We start from the raw sequence: 16,121 nt of genomic DNA, 5'->3' as shown, positions 1-16,121 counted from the left end.
CTAGTACGTTTTCTGCCCGCAGAAAACCAAATTCAGTTATACGTACGCCCTACGGCCCCGAAGCCCGACGTTTCCCATGTCTTCGCCATCTACTTTCGAACGCCTCAATACGTGGGTCCGGCATTCGGTGACCATCAAGCTGCTGTCTATTGGCATCCTGATCTTGCTGCTGCTGATTCCTGCCTCGATGGTAGAGAACCTAGTGCAGGAGCGGGCCACCACCCGTGACATGGCTACGGCGGAGGTAAGCGCCAAATGGGGCGGTCCGCAGCAGTTTACAGGTCCGGTGCTGGTAGTACCTTACCGCCGCCTGGAGCGCGACGCCAAAAACCAGCTGCTGGAAAGCACGAGTTACGCCTGCTTTCTGCCTGACACGCTGCTGATTGACGGCTCACTAGCCCCTGAAAAGCGTCAAAGAGGCATATACGATGTGGTGGTGTACAGCTCACAGCTGCGTGTGAAGGGCACTTTCCAAACTGCTTCCCTGGCCGATTGGAATATTAACCCCACCGACATCCGCTGGCCCGAAGCCTTTGTAGCGGTGGGCCTATCGGATATGAAAGGCATTCGCAATGGCATTTCACTACGGTGGGACGGGCGGCCCATCGCCTTTGAGCCGGGCGTACCCTCGCCCGACGTAATGCCCGTCTCCTCGGCTCCCCAAACCAGCTCCCTGACCTCCGAAGTACAGCAGGCCACCCGCTATGCTGGCACTGCGGAAATTGACCTGACAGCTGGCAACAACGGCCCGGCAACGGAAGCCATGAGCTCTCCGGTGCCGCTCCCTGACGCCGCTAGCCTGGCCCAGAAACATACCTTCGAATTTAACATTGCTCTCAACGGTAGCTCGGCGCTTTTCTTTGCTCCACTAGGTCGGGAAACGCGGGTACAGCTGCGGGCGCCGTGGCCCGACCCGAGTTTTGGAGGGGCCTTTTTGCCGCGCCAGCACAGCGTAACGTCCCAAGGGTTTGAGGCTACTTGGCGCGTACTCCATCTAAACCGTAGCTACCCCCAGCGCTGGCGCACCGCCGACTTCCGCCCCGATGTCGACAACTCAGCATTCGGCGCCCGGCTGATTGTGCCCGTGGATGAGTATCAGAAAAACATGCGGGCCGCCAAGTACGCCTTGCTGCCCATCTCGCTAACGTTTCTGATTTTCTTTTTTGTAGAGGTGATTAACCGCAAGCGAATCCATCCTTTTCAGTATATTCTGGTAGGTTTGGGCCTCGTTATTTTCTACGTGCTGTTGCTGGCCCTCTCCGAGCATATGTCATTTAACGCGGCGTATACCCTAGCTGGTCTCGCTATTATTGGGCTCGTAACGGCTTATGCGGCCAGCATATTCCGGCAGCGCCGCCTTATTCTCATCACGGCCGCAGTACTGACCCTAGTGTATGGCTTCGTGTTTGTAGTGCTTCAGCTCCAAGACTATGCTCTGCTGATTGGCAGCCTGGGCCTGCTGCTGGTACTGGCCATCGTGATGTATCTCTCGCGGCACATCAATTGGTATGCTACCGATGATGCCCCCGCTGAAACTTCAGTTGCTTAAATTTTACCCCTAGTGAATCGTCCGAATCTGTGGTCGGAGCGGAAAGAAATTCTGTTCGAAGACAACCACCTGCTCATTATCAACAAACCCGCCGGCCTGCTTGTGCAAGGCGATGCTACCGGCGACGAGCCTCTTTCGGCTAAGGCCGAGGAGTATTTGCGCTTTAAGTACAAGAAGCCCGGCGCTGCCTTTGTGGGCGTAGCGCACCGCCTCGACCGGCCGGTAAGCGGCGTGGTAGCCTTGGCCAAAACCAGCAAAGCCCTGAGCCGCCTGAACGAAATGTTCCGCGACAATAAGGTGCATAAAACGTACTGGGCCCTCACCGGCAAGTGCCCCTCTCCCACCGAGGGCCACCTCACGCACTGGCTGGTAAAAGACCCCATCCGCAACACCACCAAAGCCTACACCGAGCGCCACGGTCAGGGTCTGAAGTCAGACCTTGACTACAAAGTATTGGGCCAGGCCGGCAACCGTTGGTTGATACAAGTAAACCCTATTACGGGCCGGCCTCACCAGATCAGGGTGCAGCTCAGCTCAGGCCTCGGCACTCCTATCGTCGGCGACGTGAAATACGGTTTCCTAGCCCCTTTGCCCGATGTAAGCATTGCCCTGCACGCCCGGCAGCTGGAGTTTCAGCACCCCGTTACCAAGGAAGAAATGTGTTTCCGCGCGCCGTTGCCGGATATAGCCCACTGGGAAGCTGCTGAGGCATATTACTAAGGTGCTTTGCCAAAATTTTGAGGGTAGCGGATGACAAAAATCATTGGGTGTCATTTGCTACCCCTACACCTTTGCTGAACCTGAACAACATTTTGGCCTTTTGTAGAGGCGAATTGCACTCCAGGCAGATGTGGCCGTAGTTTTGTAACACGGCTGCTGAACTTAACCTCAGCTTTTAAGCTTCTCCGCACAGAAGCAAGGCTGCTCCTGGTCTCGACCTCTAACTTTCTGCCCCATGGCGATACTTTTCTTTTTCATAGCGCACTACTACCTGTCGCTGTTTACGCAGACCTTCTATTTGCACCGCTACGCGGCCCACAAGATGTTCACGATGAACAAGTTCTGGGAGAAGTTCTTCTTCCTGTTCACCTACATCTGCCAGGGTTCTTCGTTCCTGTCGCCTAGGGCATATGCCTTGCTGCACCGCATGCACCACGCCTACTCCGATACGGAGCTGGACCCGCACTCGCCTTTGTACTCTTCCAATGCATTCACGATGATGTGGAAGACCAAAAACATCTACAATGATGTGCTTAACCACAACTACGAGCTGGCGGAGCGTTTTGAAGGCGACTACCCCGAGTGGAAAGCAATTGAAAACCTCGGCGACAAGTGGTATTCCCGCATTGGCTGGGGCGCGTTGTATGTGCTGTTCTATGTGCAGTTTGCTACCGCTTGGTGGCAGTTCCTGCTGCTGCCCGTACACTTCCTGATGGGCCCCATTCATGGCGCCATCGTGAACTGGGGCGGCCACAAGTACGGCTACCAGAACTTCGACAACCACGACCATTCCAAGAACACCTTGCCCTTCGACTTCCTGGCGTTTGGCGAGCTATTCCAGAATAACCACCACAAGCTACCCATGCGCGTCAACTTCGGCGTGAAGAAATGGGAGCTGGACCCCACCTACATGTTTATCTGGGGCCTTGATAAGATTGGCGTGGTGAAAGTCAAACGCAAGTGGCAGCAACCCGTGCCTATGGCGGCGTAACTCGTGGCTAAATATTCAAAAAAGGCTGTTTTCTTACGAAAGCAGCCTTTTTCTTTTAGCTCAAAATTGGGTTTACGGCGTCAGAGGAGGTAGTAGGTTTACTAGGTTGCTAGGTAAGCCAAACCGCAATTGAGTTGCTAGGCCTCAGCAATAGACGAAGAGACTTCCAAAGCCCAACTCTTTTCTCTACCTTTGCACCTCATTTTCAACCAGACGCACGGGATGCGTCGCTTAACCAAACCGGTTTATGGCAGTTAAAATCCGCCTCGCCCGTCGTGGCCGCAAAAAGGCCGCACAGTTCGACATCGTTGTTGCTGACTCCCGCTCGCCCCGCGACGGCCGCTTCATCGAAAAAATCGGTACCTACAACCCCCAGACTAACCCCGCTACCATCAACTTCGATGGTGACAAGGCGTTCGACTGGATCATGAAAGGTGCCCAGCCTACCGATACGGTACGTGCTATGCTCTCTTACCGTGGTGTGCTCTACCGCAAGCACCTGCAGCTTGGCGTAATTAAAGGCGCCATTTCGCAGGACGTTGCTGATCAGCGCTACACCGCTTGGAAAGAAGAGAAAGACGCTAAGATCGAAGGCAAGCGTACTACCCTCGGCACTGCCAAGGAAGAGGCTCGTAAAGAGCGTCTGGCTGCCGAAACCAAAGTTAAAGAAGCTCGTGCTGAAGCACAGCGCGCCAAGCAGGCTGCCCTCGAGGCTGCTAACGCTCCGGCTCCTGCTGCTGAGGCGGAAGGCGAGACGACTGAAGCTGCTGCTCCAGCCGAAACCACTGAGGAAGCTGGCGCCTAATTTCAGGCTTACGTAAGAAGGTGATGAGGTAAAAACGAGGAGTACAGACGGTTCACCCCGCCTATCCCTTGGTTCTATCTCATCACCTTCGCACGTTTTCCCTCCTCATTTCTCTTTGCCATGACTCTCGACGACTGCTACGAGCTAGGTTCAGTAGTGAAGCCGCACGGCCTGAAAGGGTTTGTAGTGGCTGCCTTGGACGTGGATAACCTCGATGAATACCGCAAGCTAAAATCGGTGCTGCTGGAGTTGCCCTCAGCCCCTGGTAAGCTCACGGAGTTTTTCGTGGAGAAGCTTCAGCCGCAAAGCGACGCTAGGGCCCTGGTGAAGTTCAAAAGCATTGACCGGATAGAAGACGCCGAGCCCTTGCGTAATGCAAAGCTGTGGCGCCCGCTGTCTGAGCTGCCGAAACTCGCCGACGACCAGTTCTATTTCCATGATGTCATCGGCTACACCGTAGTGGATGAGCAGCAGGGCGAGCTGGGCACGGTAGAAACCTTCTATGAGCTTCCGCAGCAAGATGTACTTTCTATGCGCTACAAAGGGCAGGAAGTACTGATTCCGGTTGCCGACGAGCTGGTTTCTCATGCCGACGTGAAGGAGCGGAAACTATACGTAAACCTGCCCGATGGCCTCCTCGACGTGTATCTGACGCCCGCTTCGCGCGAGCGTGATGAGCCCGACGAGTTTGTAGAGCCGTAGGGGGTAGCACACACCATGCGTATTGACATTGTCACGTGCCAGCCGGATTTGCTGGTCAGCCCCTTTGCGCATTCCATTGTGAAGCGTGCACAGGAAAAAGACCTGGCCGAAATCCACTTGCACGACCTGCGCCGCTACGCCATCAACAAACACGGTCAGATTGATGACTATGTGTTTGGCGGTGGCGCCGGCATGGTGCTGCGTGTGGAGCCTATTGCGGCCTGCTTTGATGAGTTGCTAGCCCAACGTTCCTATGAAGCCGTCATTTACATGACGCCCGATGGGGAAACCTTGCGGCAGCCCCTTGTCAACCGCTTGTCACTTGCTGGTAACCTGCTCATTCTGTGCGGCCACTATAAGGGCGTTGATGAGCGGATCCGGGCGGCCTATATCACCCACGAAATCAGCGTAGGCGACTACGTACTGAGCGGTGGTGAGCTAGGCGCAGCCATACTGGTAGATGCGGTAGTGCGGTTGTTGCCTGGCGTGCTGGGTAACGAGGAATCGGCCCTGAGCGACTCATTTCAGGACAACCTCTTGGCTCCACCCGTGTACACTAGGCCTGCCGAGTGGCGCGGACTTATGGTTCCGGAAATTCTGCTTTCGGGCAACACCCCGAAAATAGACGTCTGGCGCCACGAGCAGGCCCTGGCCCGCACGGAACAGCGCCGGCCCGACTTGCTTTCTTAACATACAGCTCTGGTGAAGCTGCCACGTAATATGAAAATTAAAGAGGCCCCGCGCCCTCCTGATTCACATTTTCTACGCAGCTCATCCTCTTCACCTTTGCCGTATTTGTAATCATCAAATCAGAGCGCTATATTTGCGCCTCTTTACCCGAAACCCCTTCGGACGGCGCGGCCGTCCTTTCAAAGTTTTTCCAGCCATGAGCGTACTACTCGATTTTATCCAGCAGGAATCCCAGGAGCGCCGCGCCAGCTTCCCTATTTTTGCCGCCGGCGACACCATTAACGTACACGTTAAGATCCGGGAAGGCAACAAGGAGCGCATTCAGCAGTTCCAGGGCGTTGTAATCCAGCGCAAGAACAGCAACTCGAACGGCGAGACTTTCACCGTACGTAAGATTTCTAACCAAATCGGTACCGAGCGTATCTTCCCTCTTCTGTCGCCTAACATCGACAAGATCGAAGTTATCCGTCGTGGCCAAGTACGTCGTGCTCGTCTGTTCTATCTGCGTGGCCTGTCGGGCAAAGCTGCTCGTATCAAGGAGAAGCGTCGCGCTGTAGTTGCAGCATAAACTTCTTTGCACTTACAAAAGCCGGCTTCTTCCCAGAAGAAGCCGGCTTTTTTGTTTTTCACTACTCCCAGCACACAAAGCTACTGAACAGGTAGTAGAGGCCTCTTGCTGCGCTAAGTGGGATATGCAACTACCTTTTACACAGCACTCCACAAAAAAGCCCGCTCCTATAGGAACGGGCTTTTTTGTGGAGTGCTGTATGGTTACGAGTTCTGCGCGGAGTTCTGCTGCAGATCCTGCTCGGGGGTAGAGGTACCGCCGCCGTGCACCTGCTTGGCAGCTGCACTCAGGGCTTCGCCTAAGTTAGTTACTCGCTCGGCTGTATTCGGATTATCGGCAAATACTGCGGCTTTTGTGGTATTGGCACCTAGGCGAGCCAGCAGCTGGCTTACCAAATCCTTATCAATGGTGCCGCCACCGAAATGTGCCTTCAGGGCCTGCATGTCCACGACAATCTGGTGTAGCTCAGGGTTATTTACATCCTTCAGATCTTCAATCCAGCGCTGGAAATGATTATCGAGGCCAGCGCGGTCCGCTTCATCCTGCAGGTCGCCGGATAGAATTTTCACGGCGCCGTCTAAATGGTTTTGATGCTGGGTATCGTCTTTGGGCTGCTTGTGGAAAGACATAGTAGGCTAAGTTAATCTGCTGCTAGCAGCAGGACAGTTAGGAATACCCGTGCAAACGCGGGGCTGCGGTAAAGGTTGTGGCGCATCTTCCCAACCGAAGAAGTACTTTCGCTTATCCGTTCCCTCATTCGCTTCTTTCAATTTAGTATGAAGAAAATTCTAAGCCTTATAAGCCTAGCTGTATTGCCTTTTATAAGTGTTGCTCAAGCCAGCAAAGCCGCCTGGCAGCAGCGGGTTAACTATTCTATTGACGTTACGCTGGACGACAGCAAGCATATTTTAACCGGGCGCGAGCAAATAACCTATACCAACAACTCCGCGGCAAAGCTGCCGTTCATCTGGTTTCATTTGTGGCCGAACGCGTACCGCGACAACACGACAGCCTTTGCCCGGCAACAGCTTCGCAACGGCAGCCGCAAGTTTCAGTTTGCCAAACCCGAGCAGCGCGGCTTCATTGATGGGCTTGATTTTCAAGTAAACGGCCAGCCGGCTCAGCTTCAGTACGACCCTAGCAACCCAGACATGGCCAAGCTGGTGCTACCGAAACCTTTGGCTCCCGGCGACAGCATCAATATTACCACGCCGTTCCGGGTGAAAATTCCGGACTCCTTTTCCCGCTTCGGGCATGTAGGCCAGGCCTACCAGATTACGCAGTGGTACCCAAAGCCGGCGGTATACGATAAGAAAGGCTGGCACCAGATGCCTTACCTCGACCAAGGCGAATTCTATTCGGAATTTGGCTCATTTGATGTGCGCATTACGCTGCCGGCCAATTACGTGGTAGGTGCGACCGGCGTGCTGCAAAACCCCGAGGAACTGCAGCGCCTCGATTCCTTAGCCGCCGCTTCGGCGCAGAAAAAAACGCAGGAAGACTTTGGCGAAAGCCTGGCCTTTCCGGCCTCGGCCCCTACAACCAAAACGCTGCGCTACGTGCAGGACCGCGTGCACGACTTTGCCTGGTTCGCCGACAAGCGCTTCAATGTGCTAAAAAGCGGCGTTACACTACCCTCCGGGAAGCAAGTAACCTCCTGGGTAATGTTCACCAACAAAGAAGGCCAGAAGTGGATCAAAGGTTTGCAGGACGTGAACGACGCCCTCACCTATTACTCGCAGTGGGTAGGTGAATATCCGTATGCATCAGCCACGGCTGTAGATGGGGCCCTGAGTGCGGGTTCCGGTATGGAGTACCCCATGGTGACGGTGACCCAGCCCAGCGCCATTGTGCATGAGGTGGGCCACAACTGGTTTTATGGCATCCTGGGCTCGAATGAGCGGGATTTTCCGTGGCTGGATGAAGGCGTGAATTCCTACGTGGAGCAACGCGTGGCCGAGTTGAGCAATAGCACGGCTAGTCAGCTTGATTTCTTTGCCAAGCGCCCCGAACTGGCGGTTAAATTGGGATGGGATGGGTTGCCAGCAGCGGCACTAAACCAGATTCCGTACCAGCTTGCGGCTTCCCGGGGCCTGGACCAAGCCGTCAGTGGACCTACTTCGGCGGAATTTGGCCGGCTGAACTATGGGTTCATCGTGTATGGCAAAACGTCTTCTCTGCTTAAGTATTTGGCGGGTTTCCTAGGTCAGGAAAAGTTTGATGCCGCTATGCAGGCGTACTACCAGCGGTGGCAGTTCCGGCACCCCTACCCCGAGGATATGCAGGCTGTGTTTGAGGAAGTGAGCGGCCAAAAGCTGGCGTGGTTTTTCCGCGACATGCTCACGACCGAAAACCGGTATGAAGCCTCCGTATCCGACATTCTGGTGGCGGATAAGACAGTAAAGGTGCTCGTGCGCAATGACTCACCAGCCCCATTTGCTGTGCCCGTTGCTACCCTCGATGCCCAAGGCAAGGTACTGGAAACCAAATGGACGCCCGCTTTCGGTGGCACCGATGATGACCGCAAAGACGAAACCCAGCTTAACTTCAGCAGCGAAAATGTAGCCGCTGTGGTGGTTGACCCCGGCTACCTCACACCCCAGCTCAACCGCCGCGACGACCGCCTGAAGCTCAACGGCTCGTTCCGCTCCTGGGAGCCGCTTCAGATCAAACCGTTGGCTGGCATAGAGCGCTGGGACCGGAGCACGCTCAACTGGATACCCGTGGCAGGTGCCAACACCTCCGATAAGTTTATGCTGGGCGCCGCGTTTTATAACAATGCGCTGGCCCCGAAACGGCTGAACTTCCTGGCTATGCCTATGTACAGCTTCAGCCGCAATGAGTTGAACGGTATTGGCGCCCTGAGCCTGAACGTACTGCCCCGCACTGTATCGAGGCAACTGCTAACCAGCGTGCAGATCCAGCGTTTTGAGCGCTACCGCAAGATAGAGCCCAGCATCACGCTGCTTCTCCCCCACTCGGCCTTCGCGGGTCCGCAGCACCTAGTGCGTTTCGCCAACACCACCGTGCGCGACCAAGATGAAGGCACTACCAGCAGCTTCCAAACGCTGGAATACCTAGTACAGCACAAAAACGCCCTCCAGAGTTGGTCGGCGCATGTTGAGCTGAATTACCTGACGCCTAATACTTCGCTTGAGCTTAGCACACAGGAGGCTGCGCTGCTGCGTGCTACTGCCACCTATAGCCGCTACTACAACGCTAAAAAGCAGGTACGGGCCCGCTTGTTTGGTGGACGCTTCCTGAAATCTACTTCAGCCAACCCATTTGTCATGGGCCTGAGTGGCAGCCCCGACTACCGCCGGCAAACTGCTTTCCTCGACCGGCAGCAAATTTCTGATGTATACACCGCGCAGCGTCATCAGACGGATGACCGTGACGGTGCCTTCAAAGCCTTCTTGCCCGCTACCAGCAACTCCTGGCTCAGTACGCTGGGACTAGAGGCTGACCTGCCCGTTACATCGTTGGCGGTATTTACTGACCTAGGAGCCACCAAAGAGTTTAAGACGATATCAGCAGAGCGGGGGAGTCAGCGGCTTTACTACGATGCCGGCCTAGTAGTGCCCATCAAAAAAGTGTTCCGGTTGTACTTGCCAATAGCAGGCTCGCAATACGCCAACGGTTTGCCCAGCAGCCGCAAGGATTTCACGGACCGAATCAGGTTTGTGCTTCACCTAGAGCAGCTGAACCCGTTCCGGATTCTGAACGAGCAGCTCGCCCAATAATCTTGTCTGAAGCATTGTATGCGTGTAGTGCCTCTTCTGTTACTAGGCTTGGTAAGCGGACTAACCGCCTGCCAAACTGATTATGCCGATTTGCCTACTTTTTCGGCGGAGCGCAAGCTTTTGCAGGTGGTGGTGGAAATGCCTGCCGGCACCAACGTAGAGCAGCGCTACGCCCCGGAAAACAAGCAATTTCAGCCTCTTCAGGAAGCTGGTGCTATCCAGTTGGTGGAGTTTCTGCCAGCACCGGGCAATTTGGGCTTTATTCCGGGTACGCAAGCACCCGCTGCCGGCACTACTGCCGGTGGCGGGCCACTGCCGGCTCTGGTGCTTTCCGAAACCCAACCTGCTGGCACCGTACAGGAGGTAGTTCCTATTAGCTTATTATTGCTTGACATTAGCGGAACCCTGCAGCAAGTGGTAGTAGCCGTTCCGGCCCGCCCCGCCCAGCGCATTCTGCCTGATGCCACCGACTGGGCCACCCTTACCCAACGCTACCCGGCCGTTCGGGCTGGCTTAAGCTTATGGTTTCGGCACCGCATCCGCCCCAATGAAACCCGCATTGTAGGATGGAAAGATGAGAAGGTGGCCGAACAGTACATCCGTAAACACATGAAATAAGCAGGCGCTCCCCATGCGAATAGCTTTTGCAGGACACAAAAAAACCCCGCTGACGAATCAGCGGGGTTTTTACTTGTAGTGCTAGCGCAGAGGCCGACTACTCAATCTTGTTCATGCGCTCCTTCACTGCTTCCAGCGCAACACGCATGTTCACAATGTCGGCGCGGGCAGCTTCCTGCTCCTTCAGGTTCAGGTCAACCTGGTTGTTGTACTGCTGCAGTTCAGCGGCGTTCTGAGCCAGCTGCTGCTGGATTTCAATTTTGCGCTGCTTGTTCTTGTCGATGTCCTTCTTGATGGCATCGGCTTTGGTGATAACCGCCATGTGGTTGTTCTGCGACGACACCAGGGCTTTCTCAGCTTCAGCAACCTGCACAGCCAAGTCCTCACGGTAGAGCTTGCGGGCAAAGTCCTTCAGGTAGCCTTCTGCCGACTTCCACTGCACGGGAGTAGCATCTTTGCCTAGGTATGCATTACCCAAGTCAATCGACCACCAAATGGTGGTACCAGTCGGAACGGCATCCACTTTGCTGATTACACGTACGGGAGTTTTCGAAATGGATTCGATAACTACGCCATCCATGGTGTAAACGCCTTTATCGGCCTTTACTTTGCTGCCGAACTGCTCGTCCAGCTGCTTTTTCCAGGAATCTTCTACGCGCTTGCTGTCAAGCTGCACGGATACACGCTGACCTTTGCGCGGAATGCCTTTGACGGCCATTTCCGTTTCGTCAACGGGCGACTTTTGCGCAATGCTAGTCACCGTCGTTGCCAACATCAGCAGCATAGAGAAGAGTAAGCCTCGTTTCATAAGAGAATGAAATGGGTTGAAAAGAAATGATTTGCAAGTATGGTGTGCGGCGCTCTTATGTCCGACTGACCAAATTTAACCAGACTCCCCGCATCTTTCCGAGCCTCCGATTGTTTTTTTTTAAGAATATTGGCTTTTGTTAAAAAATTAATATTCAGAATAGTTTAGGTACCATACTAATATACCTATACAGGGATGTATAAAGCCGGTTTTCGGCCATAACCTGCTCATTTTCCGTAGCTCAGCCGTAAACAAAAGCAACTCTGCCCGGTTCAATCCCGACTATGCAAATTACCGTCTGCCGTAAAGAGCACTTCAACGCCGCCCATCGTTTACACAACCCAGCTTGGGACGATGAGCAGAACCAAGCCACGTTTGGCAAGTGCAACAACCCTCATTATCATGGACATAACTACGAACTCATTGTTCGGTTGACTGGGGCCATTGATCCGGCCACGGGATACGTCTATGATATGAAGCGGTTGAGTGACCTCATCAAACGCGAGATTCTGGATACCTTTGACCACCGGAATCTGAATTTAGACACCGAAGAATTTCGGCATCTGAACCCCACTGCCGAAAATATTGCCGTGGTAATTTGGAACCGACTACGTCCTCATGTTGAGGAGCGCCTAGCCCTTGCGGTTACGCTCTATGAGACTGAACGCAATTTTGTAGAATACCATGGATAATTCCGTGCCTGCCGCTACTGCAGCGGATAGCACCCCCGACCGGTCGGCCCTTGATACTCAGTTGCCCGCCGACCTGCGCACCCCGCTTCGCTCCGATGCTTTTCTGCTCAGTGATGACGAGAAAATTGCGGCCATCTCCGAACATTTCCGTGGCATCATGGAAGTGCTGGGCCTCGACCTGACGGATGACAGCCTGAGCGGCACTCCCAAGCGAGTAGCCAAAATGTACGTGCAGGAGTGGTTTAAGGGCCTTGACCCCAAGCACCGGCCCGATGTAAAGCTGTTTGAGAACCGCTACCAGTACCAGAATATGCTGGTAGAGCGCGACATCACCCTATTTTCTTGCTGTGAGCACCACTTTGTGCCCATTATTGGGAAGGCGCATGTGGCGTACCTGCCCGGTGAGCACGTAGTAGGGTTGAGCAAGCTGAACCGGGTAGTGCAGTATTTTGCCCGCCGCCCGCAGGTGCAGGAGCGCCTCACCCGCCAGATTGCAGAAGAGCTAAAAACTACCCTGCGCACCAACGATGTAGCAGTTCTTATTGAGGCTGACCACCTGTGCGTGATGAGCCGCGGGGTAAACGATACTAACAGTAGCACGCTAACTGCTGAGTATGGTGGCGCTTTCGGGCGCGACGATGCGTTGCGGCAGGAGTTTCTGCGGCTTATCGGAAAATAACTTTCGGCTTGCAAGTTGGCGCCGCGCCACTAGCTTGCGTATCAGTTCCAACCCACCTATTTACTGCATATGCCCTTGCGGCATCTGCTAACGGCTTAGCACTACATGTCTCGCAAAGTTCTGATTACCGGAGGTACGGGCATGATTGGCACTCGCCTGGCCGAGATGCTTATTGATGCCGGCTACGAAGTGGCGCTGCTTAGCCGCACTCCGGGAGCCAGCCGTTACCGGGGCTTCCGCTGGAATCCGCTGGCTGGCACCATTGATGAGGCCGCTGTTACGTACGCCGACTACATTATTAATCTGGCGGGCAGCAGCGTTTCGGATGGCAAATGGACGCAGGAGCGCAAGCGCGAAATCCTGTCGAGCCGTTTGGCTGGAACTCAGTTGATGGCGCGCGAGCTGGCCAAGAAAAACCACCACGTACAGGCCTTTATTTCTGCCTCAGCTATTGGCATTTACGGCGACCGTGACAACGAGGTAGTAAACGAAGAAACTCCTCCGGCCACCGACGATTTTCTGGCGCAGGTGTGCCAGCAATGGGAAGCCGCCGCGCACAATGTGGCCGAGGATGGTATCCGGACGGCTATTTTCCGGATTGGTATTGTGCTGAGCCCGGAAGGCGGCGCACTGGTTCCGCTGGCCCGCACCGTAAAGATGATGGCAGGAGCGCCGCTAGGCTCTGGCAAGCAGTATATGTCCTGGATTCACCTCGACGACTTATGCCGCCTGTTTATTCAGGCCATGGAAGAGCCCCAATGGCAGGGCACCTATAATGCCGTTGCGCCTAACCCAGTTACCAATCAAACCTTCACGGAAACGCTGGCGGATGTGCTGCACCGGCCGCTGGTATTGCCCAAAGTACCGGAGTTCGGGCTGAAGCTGATGATGGGCGAAATGAGCGAGATTGTGCTGGCCAGCCAGCGCGTGAGTGCCGAGAAGGTGCTGCACCAAGGCTTTTCGTTTGAATACCCGAAGCTCCGGGAAGCCCTGGTATCGTTTTACGGCGACGACTGATTTTTACTAGGCCTAGAAAACGAGGAAAGCCCCTCGGTACAAACCACTAAACGTGCGTTGTACCGAGGGGCTTTCCTCGTTTTCTAGGCCTAGTAACGGCTATAGCTTTAAGCTATCGGGTATTTCCAAGGTCCCGTTATTCAGGTTTTCCAGCAGGTTATCAACCACAATAGTGTCCACGGTTTCGGCTTCACGCCGGGGCCGGGGCTCGGCGGCCGTCACGCAGTTATACTTCTTGTTGATTTTAACGGTAGGCTGCGGGAAAGGACCCATCCGGATGTCCAGCTCGGGGTCTTTGTAGAGCTTCTCCATGTAACTACCGAAGATGGGCAGCGCCGTTCGGCCACCTTCGCCCTGCTGCGAGTTCAGGAAGTGGATACTCCGGTCTTCGCCGCCAACCCACACACCGGTTACTAGGTCCTTCGTGATGCCCATGTACCAGCCGTCGGAGTAGTTGCTGGTGGTGCCGGTTTTGCCGCCAATCTGGTTGTTTTTCTTCCAGAGTTCATAGTCCCAGAGTGCCTGCGACGTTCCGCCGGGCTCTTCCATACCGCCACGCAGCATGTAGGTCATCAGCCACGCCGTTTCGGCCGGAATCACGCGCTTCTGCTGCGGATCAAACTGCACGATTACGTTGCCGTTCTGGTCTTCGATGCGCGTCACTAGCATAGGCTCCGACCGGAAGCCTTGGTTCACGAAGGTGCTGTAGGCGTTTACCATCTCGTACACGCTTACGTCACCGCCCGAGCCTAGTCCGATGCTGGGCACCGGCAGCAGTTTGCTCCGGATGCCCACTTTATTGGCATACTTGGCCACATTATCCCAACCCACTTTCTCGGTGAGCTGCGCCGTAACGGAGTTTACGGAGCGCGCCATGGCGTGGCGCAGCGTCATGTTGTTGCCCGTATATTCGCGCGTTACGTTGTCGGGCTTCCACTCCATGGGTTGCCCGTTTTCCACGTAGTTAATGGTCACGCGCTGGTCCCGGATTCGGTCGCAGGGCGAGTAGCCGTTGTCGAGGGCCGTGAGGTACACGAAGGGCTTGAAGGTAGAGCCCGCCTGGCGCCGGCCCTGGCGCACGTGGTCGTACTGGAAGAAACGATAGTCAAGGCCCCCAACCCAGGCCTTAATCTGGCCCGTGAAGGGGTCCATCGTCATCATACCGGCCCGCAGAAAATGCTTGTAGTAGGCCAACGAGTCGAGCGGCGACATTACCAGCGTGGTGTCACCGTCGCCTTTCCAGGTAAACACCTTCATGGGGCGCTTGCGGTGCAGGGCAGAGTCCAGCAGATCGGGGCGGCCTTTGTAGCGGGCCGCCAGCTGTTTGTACTGCTCCGTGCGCTTCATCTGGGTTTCAATGAAGTCCGGAATTTCCTTGCCGTCTTCATCCACCCACGGGTTTGAATCCCGGTTGCGCCAGAAATTATCGAAGGAGCGCTGCAGCGTCTTCATCTTACTATGCACTGCTTCCTCGGCATAGCCTTGCATGCGTGAGTCGATGGTGGTGTAGATGCGCAGGCCGTCGCGGTACATGTCGTAGCCGTTCTTTTTGCACCACTCATTCACGAACTGGCTCACGGCGCCCCGGAAGTAGGTTTCTGGGCCATCGACGTGCTTTTCAACCTGGTATTGCAGCACAATGGGCTGGGCCTGCTGCTCTTGCACCTGGGCCGGAGTGAGCACGCCAGCCTGGCCCATGCGCGTAAGCACCAGGTCGCGGCGGCGCTGCGAGGCTACCGGGTGAAATTTGGGGTTGTAGGCGGTAGGGTTGTTGAGCATCCCGACCAGGGTAGCGGCCTGCTCAATGGTGAGGCTATCGGGGGAAGTGCTATAAAAGGTTTTGGCGGCTACCTTAATGCCGTAGGCCTGCGAACCATACTCTACGGTATTGAAATACAGGGCCAGAATCTCGTCTTTGGTGTAGCGGCGCTCCAGCTCCACGGCCGTCAGCCACTCCTTGGTTTTGCTGATGATGGTGCCTACTAAAGGGATGTGGCCGAGCAACCCGGTATTTTCCTTGCGCCGGGTTTTATACAGGTTTTTGGCGAGCTGCTGCGTGATGGTAGAGCCCCCACCGCCATTGCCGCCGCTGGCAACGCCCATCACGGCCCGGGCAATGGCCTTCGGGTCAATACCGGAATGCTCCTGAAAGCGCACATCTTCGGTAGCAATCAGGGCCTTGATCAGCCACGGCGACATGCTGCTGAGCGGCACCGGCGAGCGGTTTTCGCGAAAGTAGCGGCCAATCTGTACGCCATCGGCAGTGTATACCTCTGAGGGCTGCTCAACACGGGGGTTTTCCAGCTCTTCTAGGCTCGGCGACTTCCCGAACAAGAACATAAAGTTCATGCTCACCAAAATAGGATAGAGCAGAAAGGTACCGGCCCCGATAACAAAAATCCCCCATAGCGTGCGCGAGAGAATGTTAGGCCATCGGCGGGGCGGGGCAGACGGAAGAGTTGTATTCGACGACTTAGGAGCAGACATGCAGAGCGCAGTGAAGCAAACGACACTGGACGAGCCAGCAACGGAGGCGCAA

The 16,121-nt window shown here is 55.2% G+C and carries 15 protein-coding genes; 12 read left to right on the top strand and 3 right to left on the bottom strand.

Translation table 11 applies throughout. The annotated features are described in order from the left end of the window. Positions 1-76: 76 nt before the first annotated feature. The 7 genes from creD to rplS all read left to right on the top strand — a co-directional run bounded on the left by creD (position 77) and on the right by rplS (position 6,025). Complete coding sequence (gene creD, locus ACYVGU_RS18215) at positions 77-1,549, top strand: cell envelope integrity protein CreD (RefSeq protein ID WP_460623211.1); 1,473 nt, start codon at positions 77-79, stop codon at positions 1,547-1,549. 12 nt (positions 1,550-1,561) lie between these two features. Beyond that, positions 1,562-2,269, top strand: coding sequence for an RluA family pseudouridine synthase (locus tag ACYVGU_RS18210; RefSeq protein WP_460614059.1), 708 nt, complete (start codon positions 1,562-1,564; stop codon positions 2,267-2,269). A gap of 235 nt (positions 2,270-2,504) precedes the next feature. Beyond that, a complete protein-coding gene (locus tag ACYVGU_RS18205) occupies positions 2,505-3,260 on the top strand; it encodes an acyl-CoA desaturase (protein WP_460614058.1) in 756 nt (251 codons plus the stop codon). A gap of 247 nt (positions 3,261-3,507) precedes the next feature. After that, on the top strand, positions 3,508-4,065 hold the full coding sequence (locus tag ACYVGU_RS18200; RefSeq protein ID WP_460614057.1) for a 30S ribosomal protein S16: 558 nt from the start codon (positions 3,508-3,510) through the stop codon (positions 4,063-4,065). A gap of 120 nt (positions 4,066-4,185) precedes the next feature. Next, on the top strand, positions 4,186-4,767 hold the full coding sequence (gene rimM / locus ACYVGU_RS18195) for a ribosome maturation factor RimM (RefSeq protein ID WP_460623210.1): 582 nt from the start codon (positions 4,186-4,188) through the stop codon (positions 4,765-4,767). 15 nt (positions 4,768-4,782) lie between these two features. Further along, positions 4,783-5,457: a tRNA (guanine(37)-N(1))-methyltransferase gene (gene trmD / locus ACYVGU_RS18190; RefSeq protein WP_460623209.1), complete on the top strand. Its 675-nt coding sequence runs from the start codon at positions 4,783-4,785 to the stop codon at positions 5,455-5,457. A gap of 196 nt (positions 5,458-5,653) precedes the next feature. Continuing rightward, positions 5,654-6,025, top strand: a complete 372-nt coding sequence (gene rplS, locus ACYVGU_RS18185; protein ID WP_460614053.1) for a 50S ribosomal protein L19 — start codon at positions 5,654-5,656, stop codon at positions 6,023-6,025. 203 nt (positions 6,026-6,228) lie between these two features. On the opposite strand, the gene ACYVGU_RS18180 is transcribed toward rplS, so the two are convergent. Next, the gene (locus ACYVGU_RS18180) at positions 6,229-6,654 is read right to left on the bottom strand and encodes a hypothetical protein (protein WP_460614052.1); all 426 of its coding nucleotides are present in this window, start codon (positions 6,652-6,654) and stop codon (positions 6,229-6,231) included. A 147-nt stretch (positions 6,655-6,801) separates the two neighbouring features. Between ACYVGU_RS18180 and ACYVGU_RS18175 the strand changes: the two genes are divergently transcribed. After that, entirely contained in the window at positions 6,802-9,768 is a 2,967-nt protein-coding gene (locus ACYVGU_RS18175) for a M1 family metallopeptidase (RefSeq protein WP_460623208.1), read from the top strand. Positions 9,769-9,786: 18 nt separating this feature from the next. After that, complete coding sequence (locus tag ACYVGU_RS18170; protein WP_460623207.1) at positions 9,787-10,386, top strand: inorganic diphosphatase; 600 nt, start codon at positions 9,787-9,789, stop codon at positions 10,384-10,386. A 97-nt stretch (positions 10,387-10,483) separates the two neighbouring features. Here ACYVGU_RS18170 and ACYVGU_RS18165 read toward each other — a convergent pair whose 3' ends face one another. Then, on the bottom strand, positions 10,484-11,194 hold the full coding sequence (locus ACYVGU_RS18165) for a DNA repair ATPase (RefSeq protein WP_460614049.1): 711 nt from the start codon (positions 11,192-11,194) through the stop codon (positions 10,484-10,486). Positions 11,195-11,478: 284 nt separating this feature from the next. On the opposite strand from ACYVGU_RS18165, the gene ACYVGU_RS18160 reads away from it, so the two are divergent. From ACYVGU_RS18160 to ACYVGU_RS18150, 3 genes are all read left to right on the top strand, one after another. Further along, entirely contained in the window at positions 11,479-11,886 is a 408-nt protein-coding gene (locus ACYVGU_RS18160) for a 6-pyruvoyl trahydropterin synthase family protein (protein WP_460614048.1), read from the top strand. Beyond that, a complete protein-coding gene (gene folE / locus ACYVGU_RS18155) occupies positions 11,879-12,565 on the top strand; it encodes a GTP cyclohydrolase I (RefSeq protein WP_460614047.1) in 687 nt (228 codons plus the stop codon). The genes ACYVGU_RS18160 and folE overlap by 8 nt, the downstream gene beginning before the upstream one ends. Before the next feature lie 105 nt (positions 12,566-12,670). Then, complete coding sequence (locus ACYVGU_RS18150) at positions 12,671-13,582, top strand: epimerase (protein WP_460623206.1); 912 nt, start codon at positions 12,671-12,673, stop codon at positions 13,580-13,582. A gap of 99 nt (positions 13,583-13,681) precedes the next feature. On the opposite strand, the gene ACYVGU_RS18145 is transcribed toward ACYVGU_RS18150, so the two are convergent. Then, positions 13,682-16,069: a transglycosylase domain-containing protein gene (locus ACYVGU_RS18145; protein WP_460623205.1), complete on the bottom strand. Its 2,388-nt coding sequence runs from the start codon at positions 16,067-16,069 to the stop codon at positions 13,682-13,684. Between the last annotated feature and the right edge of the window lie 52 nt (positions 16,070-16,121).

The organism is Hymenobacter tenuis (assembly GCF_054780495.1).
This window is presented reverse-complemented; position numbering and strand designations above follow the sequence as displayed.